Below are 16,156 nucleotides of genomic sequence, written 5' to 3' on the forward strand. Positions count from 1 at the left end.
GTGTGTTATTTAAACGGTGATCTTCCTACAGAGGACTTTCACCTCATAAGTCAATGCCCATGTCGGGCGTACACAAGCGCATTAAATCTGACGTCACACATTGTCCGATTTTTTGCTTAAAAGAAAAGGGCGCAAAAAAGCGTCCAACATGTTCCGCAGCTTATGCGGGCGTTAAAAGCATATGACAATCGACAAAGATGTAGAAGTTGAAACTTTTCTCGGAGAAATTAAGCAACGATTTCCAGAGGTGGCCAATCGTATTGAACTCAACAATAATCGAATGGGCTACGAACCAGACGACAAAATGTATACTGCGGAAATGGAGACATTTTCTCAGACTACAACCGATGCAATAAAAGCCGGTGATCATGATCGAGCACTAAATTACTTAAAATATATGTCTGAAAAGCTTCTCGTGGCTTCAGTTATCGAGCGAGAGTATATCGATGTGTACTATGTTGAATCTCTGTTGTGGGATATAAAAGACAAAAAGATAAAGCAGGCAGGGTGGTTGCTTATCCCATCAAATCTAAAACAGTTGTACATAGAAATGTGGGGCAACCCCAGCTTTTAACAAGCGGCTGCACCGGACAAATTTTAGTGTCACCTTTTTTGTCCCAAAAAAGTCGCCAATAAAATTTGCTCGGTGAGCCGGGCGTTAGCAGGCTTAAATCATTAGAGTTTTATTAGCCTGTATTGATTAATTAAAAAGGATTTTTATGTTTGCTCAAATTTTCTTAGCTATTGTGGCTGTATTTCTTTTCTATTTAGGTATTGTTGAAAAATCTATTCTCAATATTGGAATAGGTTTTATTTTAATAGTGGTATCAGTTGCTAGATTTTATGCCGCAAAATCGGGTTCATCTAGTCAAGAGGAATTTGATAAATGGCGCGTAAAACGTGAGAATAAAATAAACGATGATTAGCAACATCGGTGCTAACAACACGCCCTGAAGCTGCTAAATACGTCGATTCATCGTAGGGTGTATTCGTTTTTCAACACTTAAACACGATTCTTATCCATTTAAATGCCTGTGATCTAATAATGCTGTTATGCGGTTTCCTTCGGTCTATTTCTCACTATTTAGCTCTTGCCATTCGCTGGTGGTTATCGTTAAATGACAGTATGTTATTTAAACGGTGATCTTCCTTCAGAGGGCATTCACGTTATAAGTTGATGCCCATGTCGGGCGTACACAAAAAACTCTGCGCCTGTTAGCTAAGCGTTAGTTTTACTTTAAGCTCAGAGTGTTAATGGAATATTTATGCCAATAAAAAATGGATTGTTCAATACGCTATAGCTCTACCAATTGTTTTTTCTCTGCTGACAAGCGTTCAATACTTAAAAGGCAGAAGTCTAGAATACTCTATTGAATTTGGTATTTTGTGGGCCTGGGTATCGGTAACCATTTTTGCTATTAGGCGTTTCTACAATTATCGCAAAAACATTAATTGTTCTGTTTGCAATGATTTACCTGATAAGAATCAAGATTCTGGTGGTAGTTAAACATAACAAACTGTTAAATAAGGATAAAAAAAGTTAGTTGTTTTCGTTTCTCAACATTATAGCCAGCAATTTTTTGCCTCTGAATGAGGCGTTATGTACTCAAAGGAATGTTGAAATGCTCTACAAAATAGAAGAACAAGCTGACGTATTTGAAAAACTAGAACCAGTCGAGTTCAAAGATTTTTCTAGTTTCGGAAAGCTTGAGAAAGATTTGGAAAACTTAATTGCAAATAGCATTTTAGATGTATTGTTTGAGGATGCTAGGTTAATGCCTGTTTTTCAAGAAAGGCAATGGCAAGCAGAAGCTGATATATATGCACTCAATGAAAATGGTGAATTGGTTATATTTGAGTTAAAGCGTGCATCTGCTGGTAAAGATGCTGTTCATCAAGCACTAAGGTACGCACAAGACGCAGGCCAATGGAGCTACCAAAAGTTAGAAAGAAAGTTCAAAGAATATAGCAAAAGCAAAATGTCGCTGGTTGAAGCTCACAGAGAAGCTTTTAACCTAGAGCATGAATTAGAACCAAAAGAAATAAATAATAAGCAACACCTATTGGTTATCGGTAGTGCAGCCGATGAGTCATTAATATCATCCATAGATTACTGGAAGAAAAATGGAATATCTATTGATTTCTTGCCATATCGAGTTTATGAACTTGCTGGAGAAAAGTACTTTGAGTTCTTCGCTCTCCCATACGATAAACATAAAAATCCAAGTGATGTAAAAGGTGTATTATTTGACACAAATCGTAGTTGGGATGAAAACTCTATTTGGTCAATGATGGATAATAGCCGTCTTGAAGCCTATGGTGACGCAAAGAGGTTCGTTCATCATGTTCATGTGGGAGATATTGTTTTCTTTTCGCACAAATGGTGTGGCTTAATAGCTGCTGCAAAAGTTAAAGGTGAAGTCAAAGCTCCAGGCAGCGATACTTTGTATCGAGATGTGGATTTTCTAACTCCTATCCCGAGCCGCAAAGATAATATAGTGTCGGCTATGCCTTTTTCTGAGGTTAGCTCAAAAACAGGTAAAAGTTTCTTTTGGGCACGAACGATAAAAGTGCCTTATCTTACAAAAAGTGAAGCGCTTGAATTGGTTGATGAGCTTAACAATTACCTGCGGCGCACATAACAAATCAGAATATAAACACTGGTTAGGTGGTATATTTGTTGAGCCTTCTAAGCGAATTAATAGTGTTTCAAGCTTATTGATTTCCGAAGCTAAAAAAAGAAAAATAAAAGGACAGGCATAAAATATTGCCTGTCCCTTTCTAACACCTAAATACAATCCTTATCCATTTAAATGCCAGTGATCTAATAATGCTGTTATGCGGCTTACCCTTGGCTTTGTTACTTAAAATGCACTGTGGTGAATTCAATCAGCTATTAACAAAACCCCAGCCTGCACAGCTGGGTTTGTACTGAACATGCGGGTAGGATGAGGATAGCGCGCCAATGAGCCCACACTGTGCATTTTATTTTATTTGGTTGTGGGTTATGGTTATGTTGTTTTTTTAGCTTGGGCAATAAAGTCATTTAAGTAGTCTATATGCTGCTCGTTGTTACGAATACCGACAAATATTTGTTTGTTAATACCTTGCTCTCCAAACCTTAGGCTTTTGATAGGCATTGTTTTAGAATACTCGTCTACTAGCCAGCCAGGTAAAGCACAAATACCGCGACCCGCAGCGACCATTTGTAGCATGATTTCGGTTGTTTCAATGGTTTTGTGTTTTTTTACTGAGCACTTTGCTGGATTAAGAAACTGGCTAAAAATATCAAGCCTTAGCGGCTCTACAGGGTAACTAAACAATACTTCTTCGCTTAGTTGCTCGGGTAATACAAACTCTTGTGTAGCAAGTTTATGGGATTTAGCAACTACGAGTCTGTGTTCGTAGTTAAACACAGGTATATAGCTTATTTTAGGTTTAAAGAGTGGATCGGGAGTTATTAGTACGTCAATTTCGTAACTTAGTAATGCACCTAAAGCACCAAACTGAAACTCCTGCTTTACGTCAATGTCTATGTCTGGCCAGTGCTCTAAATAGGGCTCAATTACTCTAAGCAACCATTGGTAACAAGGGTGGCACTCCATGCCAATGCGTAGCGAGCCTAGTTCACCTTTAGCAATTTGATTTAGTAATAACTCAGTGTGTACAAACTGCGGTAATACTCTGTTTGCCAGTGTTTGAATATGCTCGCCAGCCGCTGTAAGGCGCAAATTTCGACCGTCTTTTTTCCATATTGGCGTACCAACTTGGCCTTCTAGTTTTTTAATACTGTGACTTAGTGCCGATTGCGATAAGTACAACGAATTTGCTGCCTTAGTTAGGGTTCCATGTTCTTTTATGGCCGTTAGTATTTCTAAGTGGATCCTTTCCAGCACAAGTTAACTCCTATCTATAATTTAGCTTTAATGATGACTGATATTCATTGGTTGATGAAATTATATCATTTTATCAAGCAAACAAGTTTATTTACTATTAAGGTGGGAATAACTAATTATAACAATACGTTATATTAAACTTAGCGAGAGCTGAGTTTGTAGAGCATGCTAACGTAATTGTTTTATTTAAAAACCTAAAAGCAGGGGCTGTAATTACCTCGTAAATTGACTGAAAGGTCTTTGTTGTGATTAAAAATAGAAGTAATAATTAATGAATATCATTGAATTTATAACAAGTAATATATCTACTTTGTTGGCACTGGTAGCCACAGGCGTATTTGCTGGTATTTTAGCAGGCTTACTCGGTGTGGGCGGTGGAATTGTAATTGTGCCTGTGTTGTTTTTTTTGTTTCAGAGCTTCGGGGTATCGCCCGAGTCTGCAATGTTAATTGCAACAGCCACGTCTTTGGCAACCATAGTGCCTACATCTATTAGTTCAATTAGGTCTCACAATAAAAAAGGCAATGTGGACTTTGACCTTTTAAAACGTTGGGCTGCATTTATTCTTATAGGTGTATTGCTGGGTAGCTGGTTAGTTACTCGGGTTGATGGCAAGTTGCTTACGGTATTGTTTGGGGCAATAGCGCTGTTATCTGCACTTAATATGCTGTTTAGAACGGGCAAGTCGGCGTTGTATCAAAAACTACCTGGTAAAGTAGGGCAAAGTGTTATGGGCGCATTTATTGGCTTTTTAAGCTCTATAGTGGGAATTGGTGGCGGCACTATTTCGGTGCCATTACTTACTTTATATAACTATCCTGCTCACAAGGCCGTTGGTACAGCTGCAGCAATTGGGTTAATTATTTCATTGCCTGGTGCGCTAACTATGTTGATATTGGGCAGTACACCAATTGATGCGCCCGCGGGTACGTTTGGTTTGGTTAATTTATTTGGCTTTGCGTGTATTGTACCGCTAACTGTGTTGTTTGCGCCTGTAGGGGCGTCGTTAGCTGCAAAATTAGATGCAGGTAAACTGAAGAAGGTATTTGCTTGTGTACTATTAATTACTGGTTTACGCATGTTAGCGCAAGTGTTTTTATAGGTTTTTAATTTAGTTATTGTTTGTTTAAAAAAGAATGCCCGGCATAGGAGCTCTATACCGGGCATTCTTTTATAAAACTATATTGAAGTGCTAATACTAGTTATATTATATAGGTTTATTGGGTTAACGTTTGTTAGCTAGTTCTTTGCGGATTATTTCTGCTCCTGCACTTAAGGCATTTAACTTACCGTTTGCTACATTACGCGCTAAAGGAGCCATACCACAGTTAGTACAAGGGTAGAGCTTGTCGGCATCAACATATTTAAGCGCTTCGCGTAGGGTATTAGCAACTTCTTCGGGTGTTTCTATGGTGTCGGTTGCTACATCAATAGCGCCTACCATCACTTTTTTGCCGCGAATAAGTTCAAGTAGCTCCATTGGTACATGAGAGTTATGACATTCTAGCGAAATAATATCTATATTAGATTGCTGTAACTTAGGAAACGCTTCTTCGTATTGGCGCCATTCTGAGCCTAATGTTTTTTTCCAATCGGTATTGGCTTTAATGCCGTAGCCGTAGCAAATATGCACCGCGGTTTCGCATTTTAGTCCTTCAATTGCGCGCTCTAAACAGGCAATACCCCAGTCATTAACTTCATCAAAAAATACATTAAATGCTGGTTCATCAAATTGGATAATATTTACCCCTGCAGCTTCTAGCTCTTTGGCCTCTTGATTAAGAATTATGGCAAATTCCCACGCAAGTTTTTCGCGACTTTTATAATGATCGTCATAAAGGGTATCTATCATTGTCATTGGGCCTGGCAAAGCCCATTTTATTGGCTGGTTAGTTTGCTGGCGTAAAAATTTAGCATCTTCAACAAAAACCGGCTTTTGTCGACTAACAGGGCCAACAACCGTTGGTACACTTGCATCGTACCTATCGCGAATTTTAACGGTTTTACGCTTTTCAAAATCAACACCGTTGAGGTGCTCAATAAAGGTGGTAACAAAGTGTTGCCTGGTTTGCTCGCCATCACTGACAATATCAATGCCTGCTTGTTGCTGATCGTGTAATGACAATCGGAGTGCGTCTTGCTTACCTTCAATTAGTTCATCGTCTTGTAATTTCCAAGGCGACCAAAGTGTTTGTGGTTGTGCAAGCCAAACCGGTTTAGGCAAACTGCCCGCAGTTGACGTAGGTAATAGTGTATTGCTAATAAGTGTTTTCATGATAAATAGTGCCGTATATTTAAAGTTATAATTGAACCTAGCTATTGAGCGAAACTGTTAAGCGCCGCTTTTAAACGTAATTGGCAGAAAATTGTTCAAGCACAGTTTGGTATGGCTTAATTAGGTGCTCTTCGGTAAATTTTCCCTGCTGGCTGGCCATTTGGCTACGCTCTTCTCGATCATAAACAATTTGCGTTAATGAATGATCTTGGTTGTTCAAATTTGGTTGATAAGACTTTCCTGCAGGTGCATTTGCATTGTAAATTTCAGGTCGATAGATTTTCTGAAATGTTTCCATGGTACAAATAGTGCTTATAAGTTCAAGGTTAGTGTAATCATTAAGTAAGTCACCAAAAAAGAAAAATGCTAAAGGCGCTACACTGTTTGGTGGCATAAAATAACGTACCTGCAAGCCCATTTTTTTGAAATATTGCTCGGTTAAAGATGACTCATTTGGCAGGTATTCAACGCCTAAAATAGGGTGCTGGTTTTGAGTTTGATGATACGTTTTGTTATCAGAAACACTAATACATATTACAGGTAGTTTATTAAAATTTAGTCTGTAAGTACTTGAGTTAACAAAATGCTGAAACAGCTTGCCGTGCAGCTCACCAAAGTTATCTGGGATACTAAATTTAGGTTGATTTTTATTATGATTTTGCAGCAATACGCTAAAGTCATAATCGCGCACATAAGAGGAAAAGTTATTACCTACAATGCCTTCAATGCGTTTATTAGTTTTATGATCAACAATAATTGTTTTTAATATTTCTATTGATGGAAAAGTATTACCACTGCCTTTAATATCTAAATCTACAGAAATAATCTCGAGTTCGACAGAGTAACGATCTCCTTTAGCGTTATCCCAGTTCGCTAAAGCATTAAAGCGGTTATCAATCATTTTTAACGCGTTGCGCAAATTAGCTTGGCGGTATTTTCCTCTTGCCAAGTTAGCAAAGTTGGTTGTAAGGCGCGTATCGTTAGATGGCTGATAACTTTCATCAAGAGAAGTGCTCTTAATAGTAAATTTAAAGTCTTTTTTCATGATTTTGGTATCCATTTATATAATTAAAGCTGAATTTTTGTTTAACTTCTGAGGTTTTCGGTAATATCTTCAGATTTCCCTGTCAGTAGTCACCACAGTATTTTTTATTTTTACCTAAAGGCTTAATTGCAACCAAGTGCAGTGCGGCTAAAGGTAAAAGCAAGAATGTATTTTATACGTTGTTATTATTATGAATAAAATTGATTTAATTTCATTTATATATGAGGGATTCTCATTGATTGCTTTTCTCGCTAGTTTTGCTGCGTTTATTAGCGTGGCTGTAGGTTTGTGAGGTGCATTTTTGAGGAGGAATAAGTTAAGTGAAATAATGTTTATTTAATCTAATAAAGCTAAGCAAAAGTATGTAGTAGCTGCTTATAAGTAAATAAACTTCTTTTTTGTTTTATGTAACTGCAAAGTAAATAATTGAACTAAAATAGGAACTCGGCTATGGTTTATTTAGTAATAACAATAAATTAAAGCGAGTAGGTTTTAACACTCGTTAAGTAAAATCATATCAAGGATTAAATATGAAGATTCAAGCAAATGTAGGAACTATAGATATTTTAGGGCATTTAATACTGTGGTTTATTTTAATACTAATAACGTTTGGTATAGGCGCGTTCTTTTTTCCTTATTCGTTCTCTAAGTTTATTTTGAATCGCTCTGAGTTAATTGACGAACACGGTAATGCAAGAAAAATGGTTTGTAATACAGATATTTTTGGCAGCATTGGCCATGTAATTCTTTGGATTATAATTTCAATACTTACCTTTGGCCTTGGTTATGCCTTTTATTTTTATAAGGTGTGGAACTACTCTTTAAATAATACAACTATTGAGTAATTAGCCTTTATACGGCGCATTCGTTTATTAAACAAACTAAATTAAAAAGCATAACTTTAATAGGGTTATGCTTTTTTGTTTTAAGTAAAAAAGTTGAGGGTAAATACCATAAAACGAATAAAGGAGCTAACCCCATAATAAGTAAGCACCTTATAATGCTTAAAAAGAGAAGTTTTATAAACAAAGTTTAATTTTAAATAATGCTATGTAGATATACAGCACGCTGTATTACAGGCTCAAGCGGAATAAACTCATTAGGTAAGTTACTGTTGATTGTTGCACTCAAACGCAGTGATTTATTATTAACCAAGCGTTATACGCTCAGGAACATATATTTATGCCACACGTAGAAATAAAATATTCAGATAACTTAAAAATAAACACAAAAGAAGTTTTTGATGTTATAGAGCAGATTATAAATAACAAAGACGCCAGTGCTGGGGTATGTAAGTCAAGAGGTTACCCATGCTTAGAATATAAGTACTCGCATATTCTCATTACAATATCGTTATTAACTAAGCCTCACCGAAATAAAGAATTTACATTAGCATTAAGTACTGAGCTAGAGGCATCTATAAAAAAACACCTTAAACAAAGCGTGTATTTTTCGTTAAATATAGAATACAGCCAAGCTTATTACACCACCAATGTTCACCTTGTTGATGGCGATATTTTGGCAGAAACATAAGGCTTATTACTATCTCCTCTTCGAATAAGGGACAGGCATAAAACTTATTTACAAGTAAATATAATAGTAGACAGGCATAAAAAATGGTAATTCCCTCGCTTTGAACTACTGTTTATATATACATGTAAAAACAGAGTGCTAAACATGACCCGTGCCAGAAAATCACTCATAGATTTATCGGCAACACCTTATTACCACCTAATTGCGCGTTGTGTTCGCCGTGCTTTTTTGTGTGGCGATGATAAATACTCAGGCAAAAACTTTGACCACCGTAGGGAGTGGCTTGTTAAGCGGATGAAATTACTGAGCGATGTATTTGCCATTGATATAGCTGCTTACGCTATTATGAGTAATCATTATCATGTTGTGGTTAAAGTAAATAAAAACAAAGCGCTTGATTGGTCTGTTGAAGAGGTTATAAGGCGTTGGTATAAGTTATATAAACAAGGAGACTCTTTGGTTGAACGCTTTTTAAATGGCGAAAAATTAAATGAGGCTAGCTTATATATTTTTAGTGAAATTATAGCAACATGGCGAGCACGACTTTATGATATTAGCTGGTATATGAAAAATCTTAATGAATATATTGCCAGGCAAGCAAATAAAGAAGATAACTGCACAGGAAAATACTGGGAAGGGCGTTATAAATCCCAAGCACTATTAGATGATAAGGCCATTTTAAGTTGTATGGCGTATGTTGATTTGAATCCAATTAGAGCGAAAATAGCTACAGAACTTGAAAACAGTGATTTCACATCAATTCAAGAGCGTATCCATAAATATAAAAACACGCCAAAAAATAGTAAACAACCTGCACAAAAATCAGAGCTTTTTGAGCACAAAAGCCAGCCAATGCAATTACTTAAATTGGGTAGTAATGCAGAACCAGACACGATCCCATTTAGATTAATAGACTATTTAGAGTTAGTAAGTTGGAGTAGTCGTTATTTTACTTGCAATAAACAACGGGAAGTAAGTAAAAATGTACCCAATATATTAGCCAAATTAAATATAGAAGAGGGTGAGTGGCTAAACGCAATTCAGCATTTTCGTAGGCAATATGCAAACTTTGCAGGGAGTAAAGTAAGGTTAATGAATTTAGCTGCGCAGAACCAAGCTAAGTGGTACAAAGGTGTTGGTTAATCTGTAAGTTATTTTATGCAGAGTAAATACGAGCATCCGCGAGGTCGTTCATAGATCTGTGTCAGCTTAAGTTAGCAAATATCCATCATATGAAGTGTAAGCCTCTAACTCTCGTTAAAACCTCCCTAAAATCGAATAAACTTTAACTGTTGTGATTCAATGAAAGCCATACACTGGAGTAAATAATAAATAAACTGTGCATTTGTTTTTTAATAAAAATTAAATGCCTGTCCCATATTAAAATTTTTGAAATTAAATAAACACTCTGCTTTTGTGCGAGTGTTTATTCATTTTTATAGTTTACTTAAGGGTACGAGCTTTAAAAGTTTGTTAGCTTTTCAGCGGCTATTGCTGCGTTATTTATTACTCCAAGTTCTTGAAACTTAATACGTCCTTGCTCGTCTAAACCTGTCATTAAGTTGGAGTGATTAACTTCATTGTTGTCTATGTTTTGAAACTTTATATTTAATACCATGGCTAAACTACGAACGTCTTGTGGTGTGCCGGTTAATAAACTCCAGTTTTGTAAATTTAACTTTCGGCTTTGTGCAAATTCTTTTAGTACTGCAGGTGTATCTGTGTCTGGAGTTAACGATACTAAAATAAAACCTACGTCTTGTTTTTCAGCCTCACTCAGCTTATTTTCAATGGCTTGCATGGTAGAAACAATAGTAGGGCAGGTATGTAAGCAGTGTGTGTAAATAAGGCTTATGACTTGTTTTTTACCGCTAAAGCTACTTAAAGTACGTTTATTAGCGTCTTGATCTAACCATGTACTGTTAAGCTGATAAACAGAGTCTTGTGGTATGTTTTGCGAGTAAGCGTATGAGCTGGCAAGCATGCATATCAGCCCTAATATTTTAAGTGTTATATTATTAGAAATTATAGCTGGGTTATATTTTATCATTTGTTTATTCCTTTGATTTCGCACAGCGAAACCCTAAATTGGGTAAAGTATATTTGGCCTGCAAACTAGATCGAAAGCCAAAGCGCATAAATGCGGCATAATCACTGGGATCAGCAGCGCCTTGTGCTCCTGCGGCGCAAAATAATTTTTGATTTATATCACTATCACCACGGGACTCGCCGCTGACCAAAGCGGAGTTAAAATCCTCTGTCCATTCCCAAATTAAGCCGTGTAAGTCTTGTGCTCCCCAATAGTTTGCTGGGGTAGTACCAACCTCGGGGAGCTGTTTGCTACTAGGGCGGCTATACCATTGTAAAATACGTTGGTTATAGCTTTTTTCTAGACTGCCATTGGGCTGGGTTGCACTGGCACTGGCAACACGTTCCCACTGAGCAACCGTGGGTAAGCTTTTATTAAGTGAATGGCAATAAGCTTGGGCTGCAAACCACGATACGTTAACTACAGGGCTGTTTAATTGTCCTTGTGACGGCTGCTTTGGAGTTAGATTTTGTTGCCAATGTTGTAAATATTGAGCCTCCGCAAATATGCTAGGTATTTGCTGTGACTGCCAACGAGGGTTATTTATTACAAACGTTAAATATTGCGCGTTAGTCACAGGCGTAACATCTATGCTAAAAGCGCCCACAAATGTTTGTGGGCTGTTTTTATTCATATAAAGCGGCCTGTAGTTACCCGCGGGCAGCGCTACCATTTTAGGAGGCTCTGCCAGTGTCAGTGTCATCGTTAATAAAGAAAAAATCATGTTACTTGCGCTGCTTAGCAACTTGTTCAGCAGAGACTTTTCCGCCAGCGTTATCCCAGTTATTTAGTACAAAGGTAATAACATTGGCAATATCTTCGTCATTTAGGTTCATTGCTGGCATTACGCCGTTGTAGTTAACGTTATTAACTTTAATCGGACCCGATAAGCCTTTAATAATCGCATTAACACCTAAAAGTGGGTTGTTGTTTAAATAATCAGACTTTGCTAAAGGCGGGAATGCTCCGGGAATACCTTCGCCATTAGCTTGATGGCAAGCCATACAGTTAGCTTCATAAACACGTTGGCCGAAACGTATTTGTTCATCTTTATTGTTGGCTGTTATTTTAGTAAAAGTATTGTCTAACGACTGTATTGCTGAGCCTTCTGGTAAATATACGTTTTCAGCTGTTTTGCCTGTAAAAATAGAATGGTCGTCAGGACCTTCTACTTTTAGCATTGCTAGTGCACCTTTGTTAAATGCTCTAAAAATAGAATGATCAACCAAAATAAAGGTGCCTGGTACTTCTACTTTAAATTCCACAATGGCAGCGCCGCCAGCGGGGATCAATGTGGTTTGTACGTTGTGATTTTTTAAACTGCCGCCTTCTACATAAACGGTATCAAAAATTTCGCCTATTACATGAAAAGAAGAAACCAAGTTAGGGCCACCATTACCAATATATAATCGAACTGTTTCACCTACTTTAGCGGTTAAAGAGTTTTCATCTGTGGTACTGCCTACTGAGCCATTAAATACTACGTAGTCGGCGTCTTCATCTATTGCTTTTGCCATATCAAAAGGTTGCAAGCCAGCTTCACCAAATTCACCTTTAGTATAAAAATCCCCTTGTACTAAATAATACTCTCGGTCTACGGGCGCAAGGCCTTCTTTTGGTTCAACTAAAATTAAGCCATACATGCCATTGGCTATGTGCATACCAACAGGAGCCGTGGCGCAATGATAAATATAAAGCCCAGGATTAAGTGCTTTAAAATTAAATGTTGAGGTGTGTCCTGGGGCCGTAAATGACGATTCCGCGCCACCACCTGGGCCTGTTACCGCATGTAAGTCAATATTGTGCGGCATTTTTGAGCTAGGGTGATTTGAGAGGTTAAACTCAATTTCATCACCTTCTCTAACTCGAATAAAACTCCCTGGTACGGTTTCACCAAATGACCAAAATACATATTCAACGCCATCGGCAATTCTCCCTACTTGTTCTCTTGTTTCTAGGTTGATAACTACTTTTGCACTGTGATCTCTATTAATGGCGGGCGGCACCATAGGAGGAGGCGTTAGTATTGCTTGTTCAGTTTTTAAATTACTGGCAGCAAGTAGGTTACCACTAAATAAAATAGCTATTAGAGGGAGCCATAGGGTGTGCTTATTAGGTTGTATTTTCATTTTATATTTTCCATTATAAATGACGATTAACTTAGTATTGCGCTTAAGTGCAAAAATGACTTGATACAGATCAATTAACTGCTGATGAGCAAAAGTTTAGTACTGATCAGCAATGTTAACGAGTTTGATTTTAAATCTATTGTTTGTTTTTATTGAGGTATAGCTTTTTATGAGTGAGTTAACGATTTATTGTTGTAAGCATGCTGTTAACTTTCTTTGGAAACTATATAATTAAATTTATATCAATAAGGATGATGATGACAAATAAAGTAGAGGTTTCGGCCAAAAGTGGAATGCATTTTAAGTTTTACAGTGATGACGTAGAAGTTACTTATTACTGCTTGCCCGTATCGGGAAAAGAAGTTGTAAAAGTTAACGGTGAGATAGTTAGCGAAGCACAAAACTTTAAGTTTAGCTCTACTCATCAGTTTGAAATAAATGGCAACCCGGCCAAAATTAGGCTAAAAGCCCACGGTTTAACTAAAAACGTGACACTTTGTGAGTTTTTTGTGGCTGATGAATTAGTTAAAGCTTATAAACTTACTTACGGTACCAAAGGTAAAGTTCCGCTTATGGCTCAGCTTGTTATTAGTGTTATTGCCGCTGCAGTGGGTTGGTTTTTTGCAGCACAGTTTTTATCATCTTGGTTAGCTTTTGCAATAATGATAGCGGTTTTAGGATTAGCAGTGTTTAAATTTGAAAAACCAAGCTGGGAGTGCGAAGAGGTTTAGTAGCATATTTATAAAACTTTAAATTACCTACCTTATATTCCGTATTTTTAACACTGCAGCGAGCCCTAGCTGCAGTGTTTTTATTTAACTAATAAAGTTAACAAAATTTATTGCTCATTTACCTATTCGAGTAGTATAGCCGACCTTTTTAGCTCAGTAACTGAGCTAAATACTACTATGAAAGTTTAGGTTATTAATGAAGTTATGTATTTTCGGTTTTTTATTTGCGTTTAGTGCTTGTTTTAGTTTCTTTGCTTTAGCGCAAACTACGCAAGAGCATAGTGCTGTGCAAAATGTTTCAGCAGATGCAGCGGGTCATATAAAAGTTGAGACGTTAACTAACATTGAACCTAATAACAGCTACGACTGGCACATTCACTCCTATTGGGAAAACCGCTATGTTACTGAGGGGCGTGATAACTTAGCAAATAAAGGGATTGCCTCAGTATCTACAGAGCTAAATTATGAAAATTTCATAATTATTCCTTGGTTTGCTAAAGGCATTAATACCGATTATTCAGAAGTGAATTTAAATATAATATACGCAACGGTATTATCAAAAAAACCTTGAGCTATTAAGTGGGTATAGTGCAATTGCCTCGCGCGAAGAAAGCAGTAACGCTTACGATAATGAGGTTAGCCTTGAGCTTATTTACTCTTTTGCACAGCAGGTTTGGCTTATAAGTAGTTTATATTATTCATTTGATGCACAAGGTGCTTTTTTAGATGTTGCGCTAAATAAACAGTATCAATTAACGCCCGTATTACAGCTTGATTTTAAAACCAGTGTTGGCTTTAATTCAGGGTATGTGGCCGATGGGCATAATGGTGCTAATCATGTGCAATTTAGTGCGAATTTATCTTACTCAGTAATAAAAAACATGCAGTTATACGCATATAGCAACTATAGTTTTGCTATTAATAAAGATTCAAACCGCTATGCCAACGATGAATTATTACAAGATGTATTTTGGGCGGGGCTTGGTTTAAGTTATCAATACAGATAGCGCCGATAAATATAAGTTAAATAGTCATTGTGCTAGATCATTAAAAGCTTACTTTAAACACTGTAAAAGTTTTAAACGCGCTAAACTTCTTAAGTAACCTGAGCTCCGGATAATAAACTTATCTCAAGCAGCTGTTTTCAGCGCTAACTGCGTTGAATTTACTTGCAATAGGCCAGCTATTGACGCGTAAATTCGCCTTTTTTTCACTGAAAACCTCTGGCTAGAGAAAATAAAATTAAATATAACGATGATTCAATATGTTAGTAAATCTCTTAACCAGAGTTCAGGTTAAGTACGGTGTGCTTGAGAAGTAAAGAGCGCATTTATTTCTTAGATTTTTAGAGGTTTTATGGCTATAAAAAACACATCTACCCATTACAATAAACTCTCAATAATCCTGCACTGGCTAATGTTATTAGTATTAATTGCTGTGTATGCATCTATTGAACTACGGGTTTTATTTGATAAGGGCACAGAAACTCGCGATTTATTTAAAATGTGGCATTTTATGCTGGGGTTATCAGTTTTATTGCTTGTTACTATTCGGCTATTTATTCGTTTAAAAAGTGGTTCTAAACCATTAATAACGCCCAGTCCAGCAAAATGGCAAACCATGGCAGCTAGTATTACGCACATTGCACTTTATGTTTTTATGTTTGCAATGCCTTTGGCAGGTTGGTTTATGCTGAGTTTATTTGATGCGCCAATCCCTTTTTATGGTTTTGAATTACCCGCATTAGCGGCAAAAAACACTGATCTGGCAAAGCAAATTAAATACCTACACGAAACAACGGGCGTACTTGGTTATTACTTAATTGCATTACATGCCAGCGCAGCACTTCTGCATCATTATATTATTAAAGACAATACACTTAAACGTATACTGTTTAAAAAATAACGGTTAGTAAAAGTGCCGACTTATAATTTAAGTCGGCATTTTAATTATAAAAGGTATTATTTAATAACAGCATGTTGCAGCTTATTACCCAGTATTCCACCAAGCAGTAAAAAAATTAGGTAAATCCAACCTGACAATGAAAAGTTAGCGATAGGGGTAAATAATGCACCTACATTGCAGCCATTGGCAAAACGCGTACCAAACCCCATTAGTAGCCCGCCAAGTGCAAATAAAGCAAACTGTTTAGCTGAGTGGTTTATTTTAAATGAAAACGAAAATTTACCCATAAGCAGCACGGCTATTAATGTGCCTAACATTATTGCAAAGTTTTGTACCGAAATAGCATGATCAAAAAATCCTGTCGTAAACATTACTTCGGGTCTTAGAGTAAAGTTTGCAATATCGTTTGCGCTTATGCCAAGTAGCATTACAAGCTTACCAAACCATATGCCAAAAGGGGTAGAAGCGCCCCAGCCCGAACCAGTTGACGCCATCATTACACCAAATATAATTGCAATTACTAAAGCAGAAGTGCGCATTTCCCACATGTTTC

At 37.0% G+C, this 16,156-nt stretch carries 18 protein-coding genes and 2 pseudogenes; 11 read left to right on the forward strand and 9 right to left on the reverse strand.

Annotated features, from left to right (window positions below; all coding sequences use genetic code 11):
- Positions 1 to 181 precede the first annotated feature (181 nt).
- Both AAEZ18_RS12625 and AAEZ18_RS12630 read left to right on the forward strand, forming a co-directional pair.
- Positions 182 to 574, forward strand: a complete 393-nt coding sequence (locus AAEZ18_RS12625) for a DUF7674 family protein (protein WP_350595102.1) — start codon at positions 182 to 184, stop codon at positions 572 to 574.
- A gap of 145 nt (positions 575 to 719) precedes the next feature.
- Entirely contained in the window at positions 720 to 926 is a 207-nt protein-coding gene (locus AAEZ18_RS12630; RefSeq protein WP_350595100.1) for a hypothetical protein, read from the forward strand.
- A gap of 73 nt (positions 927 to 999) precedes the next feature.
- Here the strand turns inward: AAEZ18_RS12630 and AAEZ18_RS19935 are convergent.
- Positions 1,000 to 1,062: pseudogene (locus AAEZ18_RS19935) on the reverse strand (Mobile element protein); the annotation flags it as partial.
- 560 nt (positions 1,063 to 1,622) lie between these two features.
- Between AAEZ18_RS19935 and AAEZ18_RS12635 the strand changes: the two are divergent.
- On the forward strand, positions 1,623 to 2,642 hold the full coding sequence (locus tag AAEZ18_RS12635; protein WP_350595098.1) for a hypothetical protein: 1,020 nt from the start codon (positions 1,623 to 1,625) through the stop codon (positions 2,640 to 2,642).
- 142 nt (positions 2,643 to 2,784) lie between these two features.
- Here the strand turns inward: AAEZ18_RS12635 and AAEZ18_RS19940 are convergent.
- Together AAEZ18_RS19940 and AAEZ18_RS12640 are read right to left on the reverse strand one after the other, a co-directional pair.
- A pseudogene (locus tag AAEZ18_RS19940) lies at positions 2,785 to 2,859 on the reverse strand (Mobile element protein); the annotation flags it as partial.
- A gap of 152 nt (positions 2,860 to 3,011) precedes the next feature.
- On the reverse strand, positions 3,012 to 3,896 hold the full coding sequence (locus AAEZ18_RS12640) for a LysR family transcriptional regulator (RefSeq protein ID WP_011328148.1): 885 nt from the start codon (positions 3,894 to 3,896) through the stop codon (positions 3,012 to 3,014).
- A gap of 271 nt (positions 3,897 to 4,167) precedes the next feature.
- Between AAEZ18_RS12640 and AAEZ18_RS12645 the strand changes: the two genes are divergently transcribed.
- A complete protein-coding gene (locus AAEZ18_RS12645; RefSeq protein WP_350595096.1) occupies positions 4,168 to 4,998 on the forward strand; it encodes a sulfite exporter TauE/SafE family protein in 831 nt (276 codons plus the stop codon).
- Between the two features lie 123 nt (positions 4,999 to 5,121).
- On the opposite strand, the gene AAEZ18_RS12650 is transcribed toward AAEZ18_RS12645, so the two are convergent.
- Together AAEZ18_RS12650 and AAEZ18_RS12655 are read right to left on the reverse strand one after the other, a co-directional pair.
- Positions 5,122 to 6,171 carry a methionine synthase gene (locus AAEZ18_RS12650; RefSeq protein ID WP_179808279.1) on the reverse strand — a complete coding sequence of 350 codons (1,050 nt, stop codon included), beginning with the start codon at positions 6,169 to 6,171 and terminating at the stop codon, positions 5,122 to 5,124.
- 70 nt (positions 6,172 to 6,241) lie between these two features.
- Positions 6,242 to 7,216, reverse strand: coding sequence for a DUF1852 domain-containing protein (locus tag AAEZ18_RS12655; protein WP_011328151.1), 975 nt, complete (start codon positions 7,214 to 7,216; stop codon positions 6,242 to 6,244).
- A 530-nt stretch (positions 7,217 to 7,746) separates the two neighbouring features.
- Here AAEZ18_RS12655 and AAEZ18_RS12660 point away from each other — a divergent pair.
- The 3 genes from AAEZ18_RS12660 (at position 7,747) to AAEZ18_RS12670 (ending at position 9,892) form a co-directional block, all read left to right on the forward strand.
- Positions 7,747 to 8,061, forward strand: coding sequence for a DUF6693 family protein (locus AAEZ18_RS12660; protein WP_011328152.1), 315 nt, complete (start codon positions 7,747 to 7,749; stop codon positions 8,059 to 8,061).
- Between the two features lie 337 nt (positions 8,062 to 8,398).
- A complete protein-coding gene (locus tag AAEZ18_RS12665; protein ID WP_089368255.1) occupies positions 8,399 to 8,749 on the forward strand; it encodes a tautomerase family protein in 351 nt (116 codons plus the stop codon).
- Between the two features lie 144 nt (positions 8,750 to 8,893).
- On the forward strand, positions 8,894 to 9,892 hold the full coding sequence (locus AAEZ18_RS12670; RefSeq protein WP_309217130.1) for a transposase: 999 nt from the start codon (positions 8,894 to 8,896) through the stop codon (positions 9,890 to 9,892).
- Between the two features lie 319 nt (positions 9,893 to 10,211).
- Here the strand turns inward: AAEZ18_RS12670 and AAEZ18_RS12675 are convergent, their stop codons facing one another.
- The 3 genes from AAEZ18_RS12675 to nirK are packed head-to-tail and all read right to left on the reverse strand — an operon-like array spanning position 10,212 to position 12,967.
- Entirely contained in the window at positions 10,212 to 10,799 is a 588-nt protein-coding gene (locus AAEZ18_RS12675; RefSeq protein ID WP_086994170.1) for an SCO family protein, read from the reverse strand.
- 4 nt (positions 10,800 to 10,803) lie between these two features.
- A complete protein-coding gene (locus AAEZ18_RS12680; protein ID WP_086994167.1) occupies positions 10,804 to 11,562 on the reverse strand; it encodes a formylglycine-generating enzyme family protein in 759 nt (252 codons plus the stop codon).
- Position 11,563: 1 nt separating this feature from the next.
- Positions 11,564 to 12,967, reverse strand: a complete 1,404-nt coding sequence (gene nirK / locus AAEZ18_RS12685; RefSeq protein ID WP_011328157.1) for a copper-containing nitrite reductase — start codon at positions 12,965 to 12,967, stop codon at positions 11,564 to 11,566.
- 257 nt (positions 12,968 to 13,224) lie between these two features.
- Between nirK and AAEZ18_RS12690 the strand changes: the two genes are divergently transcribed.
- The 4 genes from AAEZ18_RS12690 to AAEZ18_RS12705 all read left to right on the forward strand — a co-directional run bounded on the left by AAEZ18_RS12690 (position 13,225) and on the right by AAEZ18_RS12705 (position 15,603).
- Complete coding sequence (locus AAEZ18_RS12690) at positions 13,225 to 13,698, forward strand: hypothetical protein (protein WP_089368262.1); 474 nt, start codon at positions 13,225 to 13,227, stop codon at positions 13,696 to 13,698.
- A gap of 196 nt (positions 13,699 to 13,894) precedes the next feature.
- The gene (locus AAEZ18_RS12695; RefSeq protein WP_350550176.1) at positions 13,895 to 14,269 is read left to right on the forward strand and encodes a hypothetical protein; all 375 of its coding nucleotides are present in this window, start codon (positions 13,895 to 13,897) and stop codon (positions 14,267 to 14,269) included.
- A 310-nt stretch (positions 14,270 to 14,579) separates the two neighbouring features.
- Complete coding sequence (locus AAEZ18_RS12700) at positions 14,580 to 14,705, forward strand: hypothetical protein (protein ID WP_350550173.1); 126 nt, start codon at positions 14,580 to 14,582, stop codon at positions 14,703 to 14,705.
- Positions 14,706 to 15,054: 349 nt separating this feature from the next.
- On the forward strand, positions 15,055 to 15,603 hold the full coding sequence (locus AAEZ18_RS12705) for a cytochrome b (RefSeq protein ID WP_350595095.1): 549 nt from the start codon (positions 15,055 to 15,057) through the stop codon (positions 15,601 to 15,603).
- A gap of 56 nt (positions 15,604 to 15,659) precedes the next feature.
- On the opposite strand, the gene AAEZ18_RS12710 is transcribed toward AAEZ18_RS12705, so the two are convergent.
- Entirely contained in the window at positions 15,660 to 16,142 is a 483-nt protein-coding gene (locus AAEZ18_RS12710) for a YeeE/YedE thiosulfate transporter family protein (protein ID WP_350595093.1), read from the reverse strand.
- Between the last annotated feature and the right edge of the window lie 14 nt (positions 16,143 to 16,156).

The organism is Pseudoalteromonas sp. 19-MNA-CIBAN-0066 (genome assembly GCF_040308705.1).
Taxonomy (GTDB): Bacteria; Pseudomonadota; Gammaproteobacteria; order Enterobacterales; family Alteromonadaceae; genus Pseudoalteromonas; species Pseudoalteromonas nigrifaciens.